We start from the raw sequence: 19142 nt of genomic DNA on the forward strand, positions 1-19142 counted from the left end.
CGGCGTATTTCACGTCAACTGAGGGTACATCTGTACATGTTCAGCGCGCCCTGCACGTCGGGCTGAACCGGGCTCCGTGAGCCGCCGACATCGGCTCACGGAGCCCAGACCTGCACTCCGGCGCCGTGCCCGCGTCCGTCGCCGGGTTCTACCGGCATCCTCCCCGTTGCGTCCTGACATCGCCGGTCACTGCTGCCGGACGGTGTTTTCTGAGTTCCGCGTTGTCGCTCTCGAGTCTGTTGTTGATCTCGAGGAGTCGCTCGTTATCGCCCGCGAGCGCGGAATTGGCGTGCTCGAGGTCCAGGACCCGGGCGATACCCGTGAGGTTGACACCCTCCGTGATCAACTCGGCAATGCGCCGCAAGCGGACCAGATCGTCGTCGCTGTAGCGGCGGGTACCGCCGCTGGTACGAGACGGGGTGATCAGGCCGTGCTGTTCGTAGAAGCGCAGCGCCTGGGTACCGAATCCGGAGAGCTCGGACGCTACGGTGATGCCGTAGACGCCCCGTCGTGCTCGCGACTCGTCGTCGACCACCATCGCGCGTCCTTCCTGCATATCGAGTGCGCACAAGCCCTTGCGGCGGACTACTGCGTTTGCTATAACGAATCTACAGCATTTGCTGAAGGTTACCTATCACGATTCAGGTTTCTGGAGGTGGACACAATGTTGATGCGCACTGACCCGTTCCGCGACCTCGACCGGCTGGCTCAGCAAATCCTCGGCACCACGGCACGACCGGCGGCAATGCCGATGGACGCGTGGCGCGAAGGCGAACAGTTCGTGGTCGAGTTCGACCTGCCCGGGGTGGACGCCGACACGGTCGAGTTGGATGTCGAACGCAACGTTCTGACCGTTCATGCCGAACGTCCCGGGCGCGCTGACAGCCAGGAGATGGTCGCCTCGGAGCGGCCGAGGGGAGTGTTCAGCCGTCAGCTGTTCCTCGGCGACAACCTCGACACCGACCGGATCGCCGCGACCTACGAATCGGGTGTACTCCGGCTGACGATCCCGATGGCCGAACGCGCCAAGGCCCGGAGAATCGAGATCGCCCGTACCGAGGAGCGGAAGGCTGTCAACGCCTGATCCGTGCCGACTCACACCACTTACGGGAGGGGTGAAACACCATGGTGGACGTACACGACAGCACACTGATCGTGGAACCGGATCTGCCACAGAGCGAATGCCTCTGGGATGCACTCGAGTACCGACTGCTGGCAGCCGAGGTGGACCTGATCTTCGCCGACGCGCTCGCACCCGTCCGCATCGACGGGGAACCGACCGTGACAGCAACCCGCATCTCCGGCGGGAGCACGAGGACTCCGCTGCGCGAGTCGGGGACCGCCGCACCACGGAGGAGTCCCAACCCGGAAGTGGGTGCCACTCAACGCTCCCCACCTCATCGTGAAGAGGGACGATCAGCGGAGAACCATCGAAGGCAGGTGATGTCTCACGCGTGACAACCTCCGAGGAGTTACTGCGCTACCCACGACTCTGGTGTCGCCTGTTCCGTTTTCCCCGAACGGGCAGCCGATCGGCACACCGAACGCCCCGCCACCGCGTGGCGACAACCGGTGGACGGGCCGCGCAGACACATGATCCTCACCCTCGTCCATCCATAGCCCCGGCCTGCCCCTCTCGCGCTGGACAGGCCGGGGCCACTTCACGTTCAGTCGCACACCCAACCGCCCTCGCGCCTCCCCGATCGGCCGAGCCGGGCGCGCACTGCAGGCGGGGCATTGCCCACACAGCCTTGCACTCGAGTGGCCGGAGCCGAAAATATCTTCAGCGTTTGCTAGAGATAAATTCGGGCGAACGAATATAAATTCGGGCGAACGAATAAGGAAGGGGAGATCGTGTCCGAGTACAGCAGTGTCGACACAGATATCGAGGCGGCCGAAAAGGCACTCGACGCCTTGCGTCGGCTTCTCGAAGAAGACGTCCCCAGACAGATTCTCCTGCAACGCCTGTCCGAATGGGCCGTCGAGGCCTTCGTCGGCGCGGAGGTGGCCGCAGCGTTTCTTCCGGCAGGCACCGGCGGCAGTGGGTCGGTGGCGTGCACGGACCCTGGTGTCGCCACGCTCGAGGATGCTCAGATACGGACCGGTGAGGGGCCGGGTCCTGCCGCGACGGACACGGGCACCGTGCTGGTCGGTGATTTCGGTGGCGGGGTGGTGGCGCGGTGGCCGGCTTTCGCTTCCGCGGCGGAAACAGCCGGGTTCGAGACGGGCAGTTTTCTGTGTGCGCCGCTGCCGGTGGGAGACGGAACAGGATCGCTGAATCTTTACAGTCGTGTCGGCCAGTCCTTCTCGGAACTCGACGCTGCCCTGCTCGGCGTGTACACCACCCTGATCGCGTCGACGATCCGCCTGGCACGAGAGGGCCGGGACGCGCGTGAGGAAGTCGCGGGCCTGATCAAAGCCATGGAGTCTCGCAGCATCATCGAGCAAGCGAAGGGCATCGTCATGGCCACCGGGGGCGTGTCCGCGGACGCCGCCTTCGATTTTCTTGTCGTCAGCTCACAACACAGAAACGTCAAACTCGCCCGGCTCGCACAGGAACTCGTCGACATGACGTCCGGCGCCGCCGAACAGAACGGAACGGAACGCGGTGACGGTGCAATCAGTCAGGCGAACCGGCGGTAATGACCCGACTCCCTCACAAGGTTGGAGCAATTGCTACGCCACAGGATTACTCTCGCTCACCGCAGGGTACTTCGATACTCACGCCCTCGTCGTGTCCGGACGCGGCGACGGCCAGGCTCCCCGGTTAAGCCCGTAGCCGGCGGGGCCGCCCAGAAGAGGTCGCCGCACTCGTCCGGAGTCGGCGATCAATGAAAGATCAGCGGTGTCCCGCGACGGGAATTACAGTCCGGGCGAGCCGGGTAGCACTCCGCATGAAGTGGAGGTCAGATGGTCAACGTGCTGCTGTTGGTGATCATGCCCGCAGGCGGTACGGCGAGTGCCGTCACGCTCCACCGCATCGGCCGGGGCACGGCGAATGAGTAGCTGTGAGGAGCGTGCGGAACGGATCTCGGCGACAGCCCGCGATCGGCAACTCACTGTCGCCACCGCGGAATCGCTGACCGGTGGGAGGATCTCCGCCGTTCTCGGTGCCGCACCGTCCGCGTCGGAGTGGTACCGGGGCAGCATCGTCGCCTATGCCAGCTCCGTGAAACATGGATTGCTGCAGGTCCCCGACGGCCCGGTGGTCAGCGAGCCCAGTGCTCGCGCGATGGCGACTTCGGTGGCAGATCTGCTCGGCGCAGATCTGGCGGTGGCGGTCACCGGTGCCGGCGGACCGGATCCTCAGGACGGACAACCGCCGGGCACAGTATGGTTCGGGGTTGTCGCCGGCGGCGTGGCGCGCACCGAACTGCGGCACTTCGACGGTGATCCGGGCGATGTGGTGGAGGCGACCACCGCCCATGCACTGTTCCTGCTCGAGGAGGCGCTCCGCCGGTAGGCACGGTCGAGCCGGAACCTCAGCGGCGCGTCAACGAGGGACTGCCTCAGCGCATCCAGGCTGCTGCACTGGGCGCTGCTCCACCCTCGTGCAGGGAACGGGAGAATCCGGGTCACCGCCGAGGTACCGGTGCTGCCCGGCAGCAGATGCCACTCGGTCTCACGTGAATCCAGTGGGATCTTCAAGGCAAGGCCGAGCACGTCCGGTACTCCCGACGGGGTTCCCACTCCCCCGGACAGTGTGGCCACCACGTCGACCGGTGTTCTCGTGGAGCGTCTACCGCGGCGAGTCCAGGCAGACGTGCCCTGTTACCACCAGGCCACGCGGATGGAAAACCCGGCAGCCGCCCCGCAACGCGGCGGCCGCTTGAAACGGCATCCCCACAACCAGTGTCCGTGCGGTATCGAGGGACCGCTGCGCCAGAGGCATGAGCCGCTGCTTTCTGTCCGCACTCACCCTTACTTCAGGACGGCGTCGACGGTCTTCTTCAACGCCGACGGTTGGGCGGGCGAGGTGGGCGCCTTCTCCTTCAATTCGAGCAGCCGTGCACCGATCTCCTGGAGTTTCTTCCGTCCCAACTCTTCTCGCACCGTGGGAAACCACTCCTGCTCCTCTTCTTCGATGTGGTGTTCGACGTTCTCGATCAGTACGGCGGTCTTCGCGTCGAACCGCTCGTCCCCCGGATTCATCGCTGCCAGCTCGACGACCAACATGTCCGCGACATGATGTTCTTCGTAGGATTCGAGGATGTCGTCCTCGAGATCCGGGACGAGGTCGCGCACCTTCGGATACATTCCCTCATTTTCGATGTAGGTATGCACCGTCAGCGCTTCGATGATCTTGTTCACGATGCGGCCCTTCTCTTCCTCGGCGTCCGGTCCCGCACCGCGGAAATTCCGGAACAATTTCCGGATCTCCTTGTGGTCATTCTTCAGAATCACGATCGCATCAGTCGACATGACTACCTCACACAGGGGAATCGGATGGAACAGTCCGGGAGGGGACCTCGTTTACGCAGTACCCACCCCGCACCACTCGCTAACACCCAGGCGTGCTGGTCCCGCCGGCCAATACTTTTCACCCGGATAACCGACCTATTCCGCCACGATGGCCGCGCCGAGGAGGACATGCTCGCTGCCGCGGCTGCAGCAGGCACTCGGCGTCGATGCGCTGCGCCGGACCCGGCGGGTCTCCGACTATCGGGCGCCGTGCCGCCCCGATTACCCTATCGGCCAGATTTCGTCATCGAGGCGCCTGGCAAGCGGCGCCCGCCCTCGCATCACGGTATGGGTAATCGGACGCGGATCCGGGTAAACGATTGCCGACGACGAGGAACGGTAACGGCGGGCCGACGTCGAACCTGAATTGAAGATGTGCATTCGACCGATCGGATGCGTCTGACCGAGAGGGTGTGCAGATCGTGCCTCGCATCGAAGACCCCGCCAGCGGCAATGCTGCCGGTGCCGGATCGGAAGACGATCCGATCCGGTGGCCGGATCCGAGTCCGCTGGACCTGTGGTGGCGACGGGTGATGTCCGATAGTCTCCGCCCCAACCCGATTCGACGTCACGGCGAACGAAGGGAGTGACCGCTCCACGGCACCGGTAGACCCTCAGCCCGTCCTGACCTTCACCTGACATTGGGGCCTCATGAACGCCATCACCGCACTCCCCCTGGCCGTACTGCGCGTGCAGTACACGATCGTGCGATACCCCCTGCACCTGATCGACGAACAGGTCATCGCACATCTGGCGCCCACAGCACCGGGCCGACGGCTGTACCGAGGCGGCCTCGAACTGCTCGATTGTGCCGTCGGCACGGTTCTGGGCCACCAGGACCGGGCCCATCGTGGCGCCGACGCCCCACCACGCAGCAACTCGGACTCCGGCACCGCAGGCGACGTTGACGACCCCCGCCCATCGGATTTCATCGCCGAGTCCGCCCCTCGGACCGTTACCGCGGAGAACGCCGAGCTGAACGAGAAGGCGGCCCACCAACTCGACACCGACTCATTCGCCAAGCACCTCGAAGACATCGAGACCTCACATCAACTGGGGCACTCCCCGACCAGCGACACCGCCGACCCTGCGACCACCCCCGTCACCACCTGGCTTGCGGACGCCGCGAGCACCGAACCCGACACGACGCTGACCGGTAAGCTGGCCGACCGCGTAGCCGAACTCGCCCACACCGAGACCCCACCACCGGGCACCCAGGAAATCCCGACCGGCGAGCGCCACTGAGGACGGCGTCCGCCCCGGATCGCGTAAGAACGAACCCACCTACCCCTGGGGTCTACCACGACCTCGACAGCATCCCGGACGTCGTCGACCATCATCCGCCGCAGTCCTCGGCTCTTACCGCTCCCTCCTCGTGCTCGTCGGCCTCACCGCCGTGGGTGGCACAGGCGCCTCCGGAACTGGATCCGCCCCACGTCGGTGGGATCCGGTGTCTTTACTCCAAGGTCTATGGAATGGTAATGCCGCTCAACGGTTCCCGACATTCGCCACGAAGTAGAACTCCACGAACCATCCGAACCCACTCGGAGGGAGAGAGCGGCGGGTAACCCGAGAATCGTCGGGAAGAGGACGAGACACATGCCTTCCGGCTGTGAGTCTCGGGCGCCCGCTGGCCGGCATGGCTTCGCTCACCGCCGCGCGGCGACGCCGACGGTTATCGGACGATACCCGGACTCGCGTCCGGTGCCGTGCTGGCGACGGTGCGGCGGCCGAACAGTATACCGGCGGCGATCACGCCGAGGCCGAGGACGAAGTGCAGCCAATTGTCGGCGGTGTTGACCTGAACGCCCGCACCCGACACCGGGATCTGATGATGACCCCGATCGATTGCCGCCCTCGGCCGGACGCCGGCCGACCTCTCCCGGTCCTCGACAGCCGCAGCAAACGTCGACCTCACGGTGCGGGGTTTCGTTTCAGTCGCAGCGGGGTTACCGTCGTGGGCACAGGTTGAGCCAGCAGCCGCATCAGTCCAGCCTTCGGCCGCTGTGCGCGCACCGACTCCTCGCGTTATCCGCGGGAGGTTGGCCGCTTCACCGGCCGATCCCCGGGGAGTAACCATGACCTACCTCCGATCCGTTATCGAAACCCCGCAACGCCTGCGGTTGTGCCTGTCCGAGACCGCCGAGTGGGATCGAACCGCTACCGACAACTGCCAGTTCACCCTCAAGATCGACGAACCCACCGGTGGTCCAATCGTGCTGCGCCTGACCGGTAACGTCGACGCGCTTACCGCACCCATACTCACCGCGTGCCTCGATGAGGTCGTGCTGCACGGGCGCAGCGCCGTCGTCGACCTGCTCGGCACCACTTTCGTCGGATGCGCGGCCCTGACCGCGCTCGCCGACGCCGGCCCCCGGATCCACGAGCAACGGGGCCACCTGGCCGTCGCCGCACCCGCTCCTCTGCGCCGAATCATCGCCCGGGTCGGCATGGACAAGGTGCGCACCTTCGACACCCTCGCGGACGCCTTCACTGCCGCCCACACCGGACAGGTGAGGCCACCACTGTCCGGCGGCGCCCGCCGCCCGCGGGGCCTGGGGGCCGACCCGGTCACGACCGCGCCGCGACGCACCGGATGAGAGTGCCGATCCCGGACCCGCGGACCAGATCGAAGGTGGCTGCGGGAACGAGTCCGAGACAGTTGCACCCACTCCGATCGCCCGTACCGGAGGCTTGATCGACGCGGAACTCGCGAAAGCGGTCGCCGACATGATGATGCATAGGCACGACAGCGGCCCGGTCGCAATGAAACTGGACTCGGGGCCGGGATAGATGGCCGGTGGCGGCACAGCGTTGCCCGCACGACACCACATTTGCGGCTGGGAGCCGCGAATTCGTCTGAATCTTTCTCGGCGACACACGAAGGCTCGCCGGGTCGGCGCAGCGCCCAGAGTCAACTCTCGGGGTGGCTGGCGGCGTGGTAAGACGCCCAGACCTCGGCGCTCAGCCGTCCGTGATCGGAGACGGCAAGGCCGTGGGCGCGGGCCCAGTCGCGGACTGCGGATATCGGAATCGTCAGCCCTACCCCTCCGACTTCTGCGTCACCACGAAGTCATACGCGGCGAGAGGTCCGAGCAGCTTCATCTCCACCCGGCCGTCCCAGTCGTCGGCGAGTTGTCCGACGGCCTTTTCGAGTTCTTCCTGCCGCTCGACGTCGGCGAGCACCGCCACCTGCACGGCCTCCTCCTCGTGCGTGGGTTCCCGCACATTGACGGACTCGACGAGATCCTCGAGCGCCTCCACGGTCTTGCGGGTGTCCTCGTCGCGTTTGGCGGCGATCGCATTGCTCACCAGTTCGCCCAGCGCCATCCGCGCGTCGCGGCCTGCGTCCTCCGACTTGCCGCGGATCGCATCCCGCAGTTTCGCCGCCTCGTCGCTCTCGTCGACGATCTCCCGGAGAATCGCCTTCTCCACGTACCGGCCCTTGACGACGTACTGGGCCTTCCCGTCCAGTTGTTCGAGTGCGGACGCGAACTCGTCCGCATGCGCCGACAACAGTTCCTCCTTCACCGCGTCGGCGTCGCTGAGCACTGCGCCGAACCGCAGGGGCAGCACCGGCGCCACCCGGGCCGTCCCGTCCAGAACGTTCGCATGGGCCCGCAGGTCCTCAGGCTTGCCGAGGGCGCGGTCGACCGACAGTTCACTCACCAGTGCCGCGACCTCCCCCTGCGCGACCACGCTCACCGTGCCGTCCGCGACACCGGTCGCGTCCGCTGCGGGTTCGACGTCCGCGGGGACGATGCCGTAGACGTACACACCCGTCGTCCGCCCCTTCTCGGACTTCTCCGATTTCGGGGTCTTCTCCGATGCGGCCATCACCTGTCACCTCGAGTCGACTTGCGCGACACCCGTTCCCGCTCCGGTTCTTCCTCTTCTTCCCCGCCGCCCAGTAGGCCGCCGAGCTTCTCCCCCGCCGACTCGAGCGCACCCTTCGTCTTGTGTTTGGCTCCGCCCTCGGTGGCGCCCGACACGATTTCGGACAGCCCCTTCGGCTCGCTACCGATCTCGAGCCGGTTCACCGCCTCCGCGAACCGGAGGTAGGTGTCGACACTCGCGACCACCACGCGGGCGTCGATGGTCAGCAGTTCGATGCCGACCAGCGAGACCCGCACGTACGCGTCGATCACGAGGCCCTTGTCGAGGATGGTGTCGATGACGTCGGCCAGACTGCTCGAACTGGGCCCACCTGCCGTCGTCATGCTCGTGCCCCTCTCCTGCTGCGCGCAGGCGCCTTCTTCGCCGCGGACCGCGTGGTCGTCTTCGCGGCCGCCTTGCGGGGACGGCGCCGCGGCCGTTCGGGCTCCTGGTCCGCCTCGTCGGGTTCCTCACCGCTCTCGCCCTCGGCGGCTTCGTCGACGGGCTCCTCGCCCTCGTCCTCCGGCTCCTCACCCTCGCCCTCCGGCTCTTCGTCCTCGCCCTCCGGCTCTTCGTCCTCGTACTCGGCGGAGTCGTCTTCGGCGGAGTCGTTGGGCTCGTCCTCGGCCGGTTCCTCGTCGTAGTCCTCGGACTCCTCGGGTTCGACTACCTTGCCGTCCCGGATTTCTCCGCGCCAGCCCTCTATCTCGTCGGGATGGAGGACCGACTGCGTCATGACGTGGCGTCCGAAGTGCTTCAGTTCCAGGCGCGCTCGTCGCCCCTGCGCCCGCCACAGGTTTCCCGTCCTCTCGAACAACCCCTTCGGGTGGTACTCGAGGATCAGAACGATGCGGGTGAGATCGGGGGTCACCTCGTGGAACGTCACCGCACCATCGATGTACCCCTTGGCGCCCTTCGATCGCCACACGATTCGCTCGTCGGGAACCTGCTCGATGATCGACGCTTCCCAGGTTCGGTGCGAGAGGAAGATCTGAGCCTTCCACTCGAGCTTCTCATCCGCCTCCTGCTCCACCCGCTCGACCTTCTTCATGAACGACGGGAAGTCGGCGAACTGGGTCCATTGGTTGTAGGCCAGTTGGACCGGGACCCCGACATCGATCGTTTCGACGATGTTGGTGAGCTTGAGCTTCTTGCCCTTGCCGCCACCGCCGCCGGTGATCTTGTCCTTCAGGTCGGACGCCTTCTCCTTCACGGTGTCCGTCAGCCCGGAGAGGGGCGACTTGCCGTCGTCGTTCCCGTCCCCGTCGTCGTTACCGGTGATCGCGGACAGCAGGCTTCCGCCGCCGCCCTCGGCGTAGTCGTTGAGACGGCCGGTGGCACCCTGCACCTTGTCGGAGACGGTGGAGACCGCCTTGTCGGTTACGGTGCCGAGCAGGCTCTGCGCCGCTTTCTGCAGTGGTGAGACCGACGCGGCCTTACCGGATGCCCCGGATACGTTCTTGCGCAGCTTCTTCGCCGCGCTGTCGAGATTCGCAGTCATCGCTGATCACTTCCCGGTGCGTCGTACGGGGGTGGAATCGGTGCTGGCCTCCGCGCGCGTCCTGCGGGCCCGGGCGAGTTCGTCGTCATCGTCGTTGGCGTTTGACCGGGACCGGCGGGGCCGGGATGTGCCGCTGTTCGAGGACCGGCGGCGTGCGGCGGGGCGCTTCCTGGCCCGGGGCTTCTCCTCGGTGTCCTCGTCCGGTTCCTTGCCCTCGTCCGATTCCTCCCACTCGACCTCGGCGTCCTCGTAGTCGTCTTCAGGTTCCGCGTCGCGATGCCGCTTGGATCTCTTTCCTCCTGCGGTCTCGCTGTCGTCGGGGTCTTCGCCGTCCGACTGCAGCCGGGTGTTGAGCGAGTCGATGCGCTGACTGGCCGCGGTCACCGCGGCGGTCTTCGCCGCGTTCAGCAGCTCGTGGCGGACCGTCTTGCCGAGCTTGGCGACCTCGGGGGAGTCCGCGAGCAATTTGCGGCCCTCGTTGAGAAGACCCAACGACCCGCCGGAGGGAAATTGTCTGGACGCCCCGCCGGCGGCCAGCATCAACGCCAACTTCATCTTCTTCGTGCGGCCCAGCATGTATCCCGCACCGACGGCCAACGCCATCTGACCCTTGCTTGTCATCGCCCAACCCCTTTGTCGAGTGAAAGTGGTGCACCTCGGCGCCGGCGGCGGTCTGCGATCGGATCCTGCGCGGTGCGGGCGCATTCCGCCGACTACCCCAGGTCGGCGATGCTCAATCGAGCCCTTGCCCGGAATGGTGTCGACGACGTCGGCCCGGCCGTGCGAGATCGGGCCACCTGCTCGGATCCACGTGGCGATGCCATCGCTCCGACGACATTCCTACGCCTCGCCGCCGGGTCACCCGGGCCGACCCTCACAGCAGGGTCAAGGGCTCGGCGAGAAACCGGCGTAACCCGGCCTGATCCGGGTACCCGCAAACTACGCTGCCCGCGGCGTAACACCGACCGCGGCGGCGAGTTCCGCTCCGGCCTTCGAACCCCTTGGCCGCAGCGAAGCGCCCCGCCGCGCACGGACCGAGGCCGAGTGTTCGCCCGCCCTCCTCGGCCGCGCGCGGCCCCCGAAGCCGGGCCGTCCTGAGCCTCTCGCGGTCCCGGAGCCGACCGTCGCTGCGGTTCCATCACACAGCCCGACCGCGAGGCCTACCCGATCGGCTCTAGTCCGGAAGCGTGACCGAGGGGGCCGCCGTGCGCTGGGATCTGTGCTGCTGCAGAAGCGTCCGCAAGTACGCGAGTGATCTTTCGGTCAGCTCGGGGCTGCCGATCGTGATCTGGTGGAATACCAGGCCGTCGGCGGCGGTGTAGATCAGGTGGCTCAGAGCCGGATCGGGGTCGATGCCTGCGCAGTCGAGTTCGGCCTGGAGGGCATCGACGTAGGCCTGGTAGATCGATTCGACGTACGGGCGCAATTCCGGACGGCGTCGGGATTCGAGGATCAGTTCGAACTGGAAGGCCTGATCGTCCGGGTTGGCCTCGACCATCGCCACCAGGCCGTCGAAGATCGCGTCGAGGTCGCCGCTTCCGGGCCGGGTGCTGATGGACGTGACACTGTTGTCCAGGGAGAACTGGAGTGCCGCTTCGAGTAGCGCGTCGCGGGTGCCGAAATGGTGAGCCACCAACCCGTGTGCCACCCCTGCTTCGCGCGCCACGGCCCGGTACGTCAGGTTCCGGAGCCCCTGCTCGGCCACCACGTGCACCGCCGCGGCCAGAAGGGCCGCGCGTCCTTCGCCGTACCGGGGCGACGAACGGGCGCCCTCCGTCCCGGAAGTGGTCTTCGGCATGATTCCCCTCTGCGCTGCCCGGCTTCGCTGCGGCGGACTCCGACTCCACGTGTCGATCGCCGGGTCCCCAGAGTGACCCACCCGGGCGCCTTGGATCACTCACAGTTGATTCTCGCTGACCACTTGACCAGTTTCCTCATTTCATGCATTCTTTGTGCTGTCAGTCACAACTGTCCACCCGGATAGTTGTCGCGATCGACTCGGGCGCATCGCCGCGCGGGTCGATCCGAGTCACAGGACGAGGGATATCCCTCCGGGCTCTCGATACCGCTTCGATCTGCGCAAACAGTGGGGTCGGTGTCACGGACTCGGAGGCGGTCAACCCGTGCGAGGGAGATGTTCGATGGAGTTTCGTGAACGGCTGCTGATCGGCGGCCGCTGGATCGACGCCGCATCCGGCGCCGAATTCAAGACACACGATCCGGCGACCGGTGAGGTGCTCGGCGTGGTCGCCGGCGCGGGCGCGTCTGCTGTGGAAGGTCGCGGATCTGATCGACCTGCACGCCAACGAACTCGCCGAACTGGAAACCCGGGATCAGGGTCAGCGGCTGGGGGTCGCGAAGACGGTGAGCCTGTCGATGGCCGCCGAGGTGTTCCGGTACTACGCCGGCTGGTGCACCAAGATCGAGGGCCACACCTCCGCGGTCTCGATCCCGAACACGATGCACTACACCCGCCGCGAACCGATCGGGGTGTGTGCGCTGATCACGCCGTGGAACTTCCCGCTGATGATCGCCGCCTGGAAGCTGGCCCCGGCGCTGGCCTGCGGGAACACCGTCATCCTCAAGCCCGCGGAGCAGACCCCGCTCACCACCGTGGCGCTGGCCCGGCTGTGCGTCGAAGCCGGCATCCCACCAGGGGTGGTGAACTGCCTGACCGGCGGCCCCGAGGCCGGTGCCGCGCTGAGCGCACACCCGGAGATCAACAAGATCTCGTTCACCGGCTCCACCGAGGTCGGCCGCAAGATCGTCGTGGCCGCGTCCTCGAACCTCAAACGCGTGACCCTCGAACTGGGAGGCAAGGCCCCGAGCGTGATCGCCCGGGACGCCGACATCGATGCCGCCGTCGCCGGCAACCTGCAAGGTGCACTGCTCAACAGCGGGCAGGTCTGCGCCGCCTACACCCGGTTCTTCGTCGACACCAAGCGGGTCTACGAGTTCGCCGACAAGATCGCCGCTGCTGCCGCCGCGCTGCCGATCGGTCCGGGCCTGTCCCCCGACACGGTCATCGGTCCGCTCGCCTCCGCAGAGCACGTCGCGCACGTCGAACGCCTCGTACAGGCGGGGAAAGCCGAAGGCGCACAACTGGTCACCGGTGGATCCCGGCCCGGAGGTGCGCTGGCCGCCGGTAACTTCTTCGCCCCCACTGTCTTCTCCGGGGTCACCGACCAGATGGCCATCGCCAAGGAGGAGATCTTCGGTCTTCGTGAACATGCTCCCCTTCCTCGACCCGGCAGCCCCGTGGGGCGGGTTCGGTGCCAGCGGCTGGGGCCGTGAGATGAGCTCCGATGCCATCGACGAATTCACCGAAACCAAGGGCGTGTGGGTCAATCTCGCCTGAACCACACACTCCCCCTACGCCATGACCTCTGCTCCCCGATCTACAAGGAACACCGACACCATGACCACTTCCGCACCCGCCTTCAGTTGGAACAAGGACGACTGGGCATCCATGAGCGAAATGGCCGACGGCTTCGACGAATACCGGCCCGCCTACAGCCGCGCCCTCGACGGCCGAGCCCTCACCACCGTCGGCCACTATGTCGACACCGCCGAACAGTTCACCCTCACCCAGACCTTCCAGGGCGACGAGCTGCATTGGACGCTCGACGACGCAGCCGGGACCCGGTCCGGGACCGAAGCGTACGAACTGTTCGAGATGCAGCCCGGCCTGTTCTACCTGCACTACCGCCGCAACGCCGAGACCCACCCGGTGGTGGTCAGCGCCGCCCTCGATCTCACCAGCGGCCAGGTCACCGGCGCACTCGGCGCCCTCGGACTCGAGCCCGCCCCGCACCGGGCCCGGCAGCGGTGGTTTCAGGGCCAGATCGACGGCACCGACGCCACCGCGGCCGGGGCCCACCCGGTCACCGACGAGCTGATCGGTCGCCGAATCCGGTACGCCTACAGCCACGACGACGTCTACGACCACGTCTATCTCAACGAAAACCTGTTCACCTGGCTGTGCCTCGGCGGCGCCGAACTCGGCGTCGGCGACACGGACAGCTGCACCTACTGGAAGCTACGCGCGAACACCTACCTGTTCTCCTGGTTGGAGAAGAACGTCGGCGTCGAGGGCATGGTTCTGATCGATCTGAACGCCTACCGCACCGTCGGCATCCAGTTCGGCATCGACCAGCCCACCGGCGATCTGGTCAACATCACCATGGGTTCCTACGCCCAGGAATTCGAACGCACCCCCACCGTCGATGACGCATGCCCGGCTCCGACCGGCCCGGCCGCCGACCTGCTCGACGGACAGGTGTCCGCGTAGTCGGTACCCACCCGGTGCATCACTGCGCCGCCACGCTCGATCACCACGAAGTGGAGAATTCCCATGTCGACCACCCCACCCCACCCGGCCCAATCCCACCTCCCTCCACAGCCCGCCGATGATCACCCCGGCGGCTCGCCGCGGTCCGGCCTGCGGGCGGGCCGGCTGGGCGTGGGCGCCATCGTCTTCTTCGTCGTCGCCACTGTCGCCCCGATGGCCGCCCTCGTCGGCGCCTCCCCGATCGTGTTCTCCGCCAACGGGGTTGCAGCACCGGCCACCTACCTCCTCGCCGCACTGCTGTTCGCGGTGTTCTCGGTCGGGTATGTGGCGATGAGTCGTCACATCACCAACGCCGGAGGCTTCGTCGCCTACATCGCGCAGGGGTTCGGCGCCCGCCTCGCCACCGCAGCCGCGGGGTTGGCGATCCTGACCTACACGGCCCTGCAGGCGGCGCTGTGGTCCCAGTTCTCGGTGTTCGCCCACGACCTCGCCGCCGGCAAGCTCGGCCTCGACCTCCCCAGTCCGCTGTGGATGTTCGCAGGCCTGGTCCTGGTCACCGCGCTCACGGTGCGCGGCGTCGACTTCAGCCTCAAGGTCCTGGGCTTCCTGGTGTTCCTCGAGATCGCCGCATTCGTCGTCTTGGATGTGGTCATCATCGTCTCGGGTGGAATATCCGGGAACTCGCCGGCCGCGTTCGACCCGTCCGCGCTGGTGGGCCCCGGTCTGGGAATCGCGTTCCTGTTCTGCATCACGTGTTTCACCGGGTTCGAGGCGACCGTCGTCTTCTCCGAGGAGGCGAAGGACCCGCACCGCACCATCCCGCGGGCGGTGTACTACTCGATCGCGTTCATCGGACTCTTCTACGCCCTGACCACCTGGGCGCTCGGCAACTCCGTCGGCGCCGCCGCCGTGCAGGAGGCGGCCACCGCCGACCCCGCCGGGTTCGTGTTCACCATCGCCGAACAGGAGGTGGGGACCTGGCTGGCCACGACCATGGAAATCCTCGTGGTCACCAGCTTCATCGCCATGCTCATCGGATTCCAGAACATGTTCGCCCGCTACCTGTTTGCGCTCGGACGCGCGAACGTACTCCCGCACCGGCTCGGATCCGCGAACCCGAAGACCGGAACCCCGGCCACCGCGGCCCTGACGGTCGGCCTCGCCCTCGCGGTCATCCTGGCCGGCTTCACCCTGGCGGGGGCAGACCCGATCACGGTCACCTTCAGCTGGCTGCTCTCCCTCGGCACCGTCTCACTGATCGCGATCCTCACCCTCACCTCGGCGTCGATCATCGTGTTCTTCGCCAAGACCCGCGTCGAGTCGAATATCTGGACGACCCGAATCGCACCCGCACTTGCCCTGCTGGGATTCGGTGTGGTCGCCTACCTCGCCGTCGCCAACTACGACGTCCTCCTCGGCGGCCAGGGAGGAGTGGCCCGCTGGTTGCTGCTGCTGATCCCACTCTGCGCAGCGCTCGGATTCACCTGGGCTTCAATCCGTCCCGGCATCAACTTCCAAGCCCAATTGGTCTGACGTCCGCGCCACCGACGGCTCTCCAATCACGTCCATGCCTTCTCAGGAGATCGACATGCACCACGACACCGATGTCATCATCGTCGGCGGCGGCTTCGCCGGAATCACCGCCGCCCGCGAACTCACCCGGCGCGGCATCGGCGCCACCATCCTCGAGGCCCGCGACCGGCTCGGCGGACGCACCTGGACCCGCGACACCGCCCTCGGCCGCGAACTGGACCTGGGCGGCACCTGGGTGCACTGGATCCAGCCACACGTATGGGCCGAGATCACCCGCTACGGACTGGATTTGGTCGCGAGCCCCGAACTCGACACCGCCTACTGGCGGGCCGGCGACGAAGTCCACACCGGCACCGCAGACGCGATGATCGACCTGCTCGACGCCTCGATGACCGCGGTGCTTGCCGACGCCCGGCGGGTCCTGCCGCAACCGTACGACTACTTCCCACTGTCCGACGAGATCAAATCCCTCGATCAGATCAGCGTGGCCGAGAAGATCACCGAACAGGACCTCGACCCACAGCAGCGGGCACTGCTCGACGGCATGTGGGCCGTGAACTTCAGCGGCGACCCAACCCGCGCCGCGTACACCCAGGCACTGCGCTGGTGCGCGCTCTCCGGCGGCGACTGGAAGCTGATGTTCGAGGCGTGTGCCACCTACAAACTCGCCGGCGGCACCCAATCGTTGCTCGACGCCATCACCGCCGACGCCCCGACCGCTGATATCCGGTTGAACACCACCGTCACCGGGATCGACGAAACCGCCGACGGCGTCACCGTCACCTGCAGCGACGGCACGTCCCTCCACGGCCGACGGGTGATCCTCACGGTCCCGTTGAACATCCTGGGCACCATCGCGGTCACCCCTGCCCTCGGTCACGGTCTGTCCGCGCTCGCCGCCGAGGGGCAGGCGTCGAGCGGCGTGAAGGTCTGGATCCGGGTCAAAGGTGACGTCGGCAGGTTCGCCGCCCTCGCCGACAGCAACGCGGTGCTGAACTTCGTCCAGTACGAGTACCCGCTCGACGGGGACAGCCTGATCGTCGCGTTCGGCCCCCGCTCCGGTCTGATCGACCTCGACGATCCCCGCGCCGTGGAGGCCGAACTGCGGAAGTGGCGCCCCGATCTCGAGGTCGTCGCCGTCGATTCCCACGACTGGACCGCCGATCCCCTCTCCGGCGAGACGTGGCCGATGCTGGCCCCGAATCAGCTCGACGCCGTCGCCCACGCGGCCCGCGACACCACCCGGCGCACCCGGTTCGCCGGCAGCGACTACGCCCGCGGGTGGGCCGGCTTCATCGACGGCGCCATCGAATCCGGCATGCAGACCGCCCGCCAGATCATCACCGAACTCGAAAGCGAGAACTGACCCATGTCCTACTGCGCAGAGATCGTCCGTTTCACCCTCGCCGACTCCGACGTCGACACCTTCCTCGCACGCCGCCAGGACGCGATCAAGGAGGTCAAGGCGGCACACCCGAAGTTGTGGTCGGTGCCGATGTGCTCGCGCCGCGCCGACGGTAGGTGGGTGGACGTGTGGATCTACGAAACGGAGGAGGCTGCCAAGACCGCCAACGCCGACGCGGCAAACCTGCCGAAATTCCTGGCGATGGTCGAACTGCTCGACAACCTCGACATCGAAGCCACCCACATGCCCGCCGGCGCGGTCAGCCCCCTCTGATCATCAGCTCACAGACCCGGCCAGTGTTGTCAGGAATCGGCGCAGGTGCACGAGGGCGGCCTGGTTGAAGTCGGACTGGCCGAGGGTGAGCTGCTGGAAGATCAGCCCGTCCGCCGCCGCGATGAACGCGTGTGCCATCGACTCGTCGCAGTCGATTCCACCGGAAGCCAGTTCCTCGCGGAGGGCGCCTCGGTAGGTGCGGTAGAGCGCTTCGACGTGCGGGCGCAATTCCGGGCGGCGCCGTGATTCGAGGATCAGCTCGTACTGGAACGCTTGGTCGTCCGGATTCTCCTCGACCATCTGGATCAGGCCGGCAAAGATCGCGTCGATGTCACCGGTGCCCGGACGGGTGCTGATCGAGGCCACACTGTTCTCCACCGAGAACTCCAGCGCGGCCTCGAGCAGGGCGTCGCGGGTGCCGAAATGGTGTGCGACCAGACCGTGGGTCACCTTCGCCTCCCGGGCCACGGCCCGGTACGTCAGATTTCGTAAGCCCTGGCCGGCAACGACGTGGACCGCGGCGGCCAGAAGCGCGCGACGGCCCTCGCCATACCTCGGCGAACTTCCCGTCGGGGTGGGGTCGACAGCGGTCATGTCTCCTCGGTCTCAACTGGGCGGTTTGCACTCACGGCCACGCGACATCTATCCACTTGACTAGTTGTACAGGGTCGGGCATATTTGTGCCACCGGTCACATCTATCCAACTGGATATTTCGGTGGAGCGGCCGACGAGCCGGTACTCCCGCCGGCACCGTCCCGGACGGCAGCACCGGATGTTCCCGATCGCGAATCACTCCGCCGACGACTCCACATCTGCTCCCACTGCATGGAAGGCACCCACCATGTCCGACAATCGCGCGTCCCGTCCCCGCGACACGGGTGGCGCCGTCGCCCTCGTCACCGGTGGTGGCAGTGGCATCGGTGCGGCCACCGCGCAGGCGCTGACCGCCGCCGGGTGGACGGTCGTCATCTGCGGACGCCGCGCGCACGCCCTCGAGCGCGTAGCCGAGATCTCCGGAGCCCATCCGATGATCGCCGACACCACCGACGCCGACGCCGTGCGGACCTTGGTCGACGACACCGTTGACCGCTTCGGCCGCCTCGACGGGGTGGTACTCAACGCCGGCATCGTCCGGCCCGGTCCGGTGGCCGAGTTGTCCGAGTCCGACTGGTCGGCCATGGTCGAGACGAACCTCACCGCGCCCTACCGGCTGCTGCGTCTGGCGCTTCCGCACCTGATCGAATCCCGGGGTGCGGTGGTCGGGGTGTCCTCGGTCAGTGCACTGCGCGCCTCGGGCGGCAGCTGCGGCTACAACGCCACCAAGGCGGGCCTGACCATGCTGCTGCAGTCCGTCGCCATCGACTACGGACCACAAGGGGTCCGGGCAAACGTGGTGTGCCCCGGCTGGACCCGCACGGAAATGGCCGACGAGGAAATGGCCGAACTCGGCGGCGAGCGTGGCCTGGACACGGAGCAGGCGTACTCCCTCGCCTCGGCTTTCGTCCCGCTGACCCGTCCGGCGCGATCCGCGGAAGTGGCCGCCACCGTTGCCTGGCTGCTCTCCCCGGCGGCGTCGTACGTCAACGCCGCGGTACTGCCGGTCGACGGCGGACACAGCGCGGTCGATGTGGGCACCGTCGCCTTCGATCCGCGGTTCTCGCTCACCGCGGACCGGACCTGACCACCCTCGATTCACCGGCGAGGAATACCTATGGATCTACGGCGGGAAGGGCAGGGGACGTTGGGAACCCTCGACTTCATCCCTTGCTCCAATTCTGCCCTCGAGCAGGCCAATCCAACC

20 protein-coding genes and 1 pseudogene are annotated in these 19142 nt (G+C 66.8%); 12 read left to right on the forward strand and 9 right to left on the reverse strand.

Translation table 11 applies throughout. The features are described 5' to 3' along the window. Positions 1-148: 148 nt before the first annotated feature. Positions 149-538, reverse strand: coding sequence for a MerR family transcriptional regulator (locus tag ROP_RS15730; RefSeq protein ID WP_012690387.1), 390 nt, complete (start codon positions 536-538; stop codon positions 149-151). Positions 539-664: 126 nt separating this feature from the next. Here ROP_RS15730 and ROP_RS15735 point away from each other — a divergent pair, with 126 nt between their 5' ends. The 4 genes from ROP_RS15735 (at position 665) to ROP_RS15750 (ending at position 3463) form a co-directional block, all read left to right on the forward strand. Beyond that, a complete protein-coding gene (locus ROP_RS15735) occupies positions 665-1084 on the forward strand; it encodes an Hsp20/alpha crystallin family protein (protein ID WP_012690388.1) in 420 nt (139 codons plus the stop codon). Positions 1085-1125: 41 nt separating this feature from the next. Further along, positions 1126-1458, forward strand: coding sequence for a hypothetical protein (locus tag ROP_RS15740; RefSeq protein WP_012690389.1), 333 nt, complete (start codon positions 1126-1128; stop codon positions 1456-1458). A 396-nt stretch (positions 1459-1854) separates the two neighbouring features. Next, positions 1855-2643, forward strand: a complete 789-nt coding sequence (locus tag ROP_RS15745) for a GAF and ANTAR domain-containing protein (protein WP_012690390.1) — start codon at positions 1855-1857, stop codon at positions 2641-2643. A 355-nt stretch (positions 2644-2998) separates the two neighbouring features. After that, the gene (locus ROP_RS15750) at positions 2999-3463 is read left to right on the forward strand and encodes a CinA family protein (protein ID WP_012690391.1); all 465 of its coding nucleotides are present in this window, start codon (positions 2999-3001) and stop codon (positions 3461-3463) included. A gap of 458 nt (positions 3464-3921) precedes the next feature. Here the strand turns inward: ROP_RS15750 and ROP_RS15755 are convergent, their stop codons facing one another. Beyond that, positions 3922-4422 carry a hemerythrin domain-containing protein gene (locus tag ROP_RS15755; protein WP_012690392.1) on the reverse strand — a complete coding sequence of 167 codons (501 nt, stop codon included), beginning with the start codon at positions 4420-4422 and terminating at the stop codon, positions 3922-3924. Positions 4423-5112: 690 nt separating this feature from the next. On the opposite strand from ROP_RS15755, the gene ROP_RS15760 reads away from it, so the two are divergent. Further along, positions 5113-5706, forward strand: a complete 594-nt coding sequence (locus ROP_RS15760; protein ID WP_012690393.1) for a hypothetical protein — start codon at positions 5113-5115, stop codon at positions 5704-5706. An 833-nt stretch (positions 5707-6539) separates the two neighbouring features. Next, a complete protein-coding gene (locus ROP_RS15765; protein ID WP_148222480.1) occupies positions 6540-7061 on the forward strand; it encodes an STAS domain-containing protein in 522 nt (173 codons plus the stop codon). A gap of 314 nt (positions 7062-7375) precedes the next feature. Here ROP_RS15765 and ROP_RS44825 read toward each other — a convergent pair whose 3' ends face one another. From ROP_RS44825 to ROP_RS15790, 6 genes are all read right to left on the reverse strand, one after another. Beyond that, complete coding sequence (locus ROP_RS44825; protein ID WP_080512571.1) at positions 7376-7501, reverse strand: Lsr2 family DNA-binding protein; 126 nt, start codon at positions 7499-7501, stop codon at positions 7376-7378. A 2-nt stretch (positions 7502-7503) separates the two neighbouring features. Continuing rightward, complete coding sequence (locus ROP_RS15770) at positions 7504-8298, reverse strand: GvpL/GvpF family gas vesicle protein (protein ID WP_043824828.1); 795 nt, start codon at positions 8296-8298, stop codon at positions 7504-7506. Further along, positions 8298-8681, reverse strand: coding sequence for a gas vesicle protein GvpJ (gene gvpJ, locus ROP_RS15775; protein WP_012690397.1), 384 nt, complete (start codon positions 8679-8681; stop codon positions 8298-8300). The genes ROP_RS15770 and gvpJ overlap by 1 nt, the downstream gene beginning before the upstream one ends. Then, positions 8678-9838 carry an SRPBCC family protein gene (locus tag ROP_RS15780; RefSeq protein WP_012690398.1) on the reverse strand — a complete coding sequence of 387 codons (1161 nt, stop codon included), beginning with the start codon at positions 9836-9838 and terminating at the stop codon, positions 8678-8680. The genes gvpJ and ROP_RS15780 overlap by 4 nt, the downstream gene beginning before the upstream one ends. 6 nt (positions 9839-9844) lie before the next feature. Next, positions 9845-10459: a hypothetical protein gene (locus ROP_RS15785; protein WP_012690399.1), complete on the reverse strand. Its 615-nt coding sequence runs from the start codon at positions 10457-10459 to the stop codon at positions 9845-9847. A gap of 553 nt (positions 10460-11012) precedes the next feature. Then, positions 11013-11636 (reverse strand): TetR/AcrR family transcriptional regulator, encoded by a 624-nt coding sequence (locus ROP_RS15790; RefSeq protein WP_012690400.1) that lies wholly within the window; start codon positions 11634-11636, stop codon positions 11013-11015. A 343-nt stretch (positions 11637-11979) separates the two neighbouring features. On the opposite strand from ROP_RS15790, the pseudogene ROP_RS15795 reads away from it, so the two are divergent. From ROP_RS15795 to ROP_RS15815, 5 genes and pseudogenes are all read left to right on the forward strand, one after another. Next, positions 11980-13196: pseudogene (locus ROP_RS15795) on the forward strand (aldehyde dehydrogenase family protein). Between the two features lie 60 nt (positions 13197-13256). Beyond that, entirely contained in the window at positions 13257-14129 is an 873-nt protein-coding gene (locus ROP_RS15800; RefSeq protein ID WP_012690402.1) for a MoaF C-terminal domain-containing protein, read from the forward strand. Between the two features lie 63 nt (positions 14130-14192). Then, positions 14193-15662 (forward strand): APC family permease, encoded by a 1470-nt coding sequence (locus ROP_RS15805; protein WP_012690403.1) that lies wholly within the window; start codon positions 14193-14195, stop codon positions 15660-15662. Between the two features lie 34 nt (positions 15663-15696). Further along, positions 15697-17028: a flavin monoamine oxidase family protein gene (locus tag ROP_RS15810; protein ID WP_080512487.1), complete on the forward strand. Its 1332-nt coding sequence runs from the start codon at positions 15697-15699 to the stop codon at positions 17026-17028. 3 nt (positions 17029-17031) lie between these two features. After that, on the forward strand, positions 17032-17340 hold the full coding sequence (locus ROP_RS15815) for a hypothetical protein (RefSeq protein WP_012690405.1): 309 nt from the start codon (positions 17032-17034) through the stop codon (positions 17338-17340). Between the two features lie 3 nt (positions 17341-17343). Here the strand turns inward: ROP_RS15815 and ROP_RS15820 are convergent, their stop codons facing one another. Then, positions 17344-17934 carry a TetR/AcrR family transcriptional regulator gene (locus ROP_RS15820; RefSeq protein WP_012690406.1) on the reverse strand — a complete coding sequence of 197 codons (591 nt, stop codon included), beginning with the start codon at positions 17932-17934 and terminating at the stop codon, positions 17344-17346. A gap of 248 nt (positions 17935-18182) precedes the next feature. Between ROP_RS15820 and ROP_RS15825 the strand changes: the two genes are divergently transcribed. Further along, positions 18183-19022, forward strand: coding sequence for an SDR family NAD(P)-dependent oxidoreductase (locus tag ROP_RS15825; RefSeq protein ID WP_012690407.1), 840 nt, complete (start codon positions 18183-18185; stop codon positions 19020-19022). Positions 19023-19142: the final 120 nt, after the last annotated feature.

This window comes from Rhodococcus opacus B4 (assembly GCF_000010805.1).
In the GTDB taxonomy this organism is placed as follows: Bacteria; Actinomycetota; Actinomycetes; order Mycobacteriales; family Mycobacteriaceae; genus Rhodococcus_F; species Rhodococcus_F opacus_C.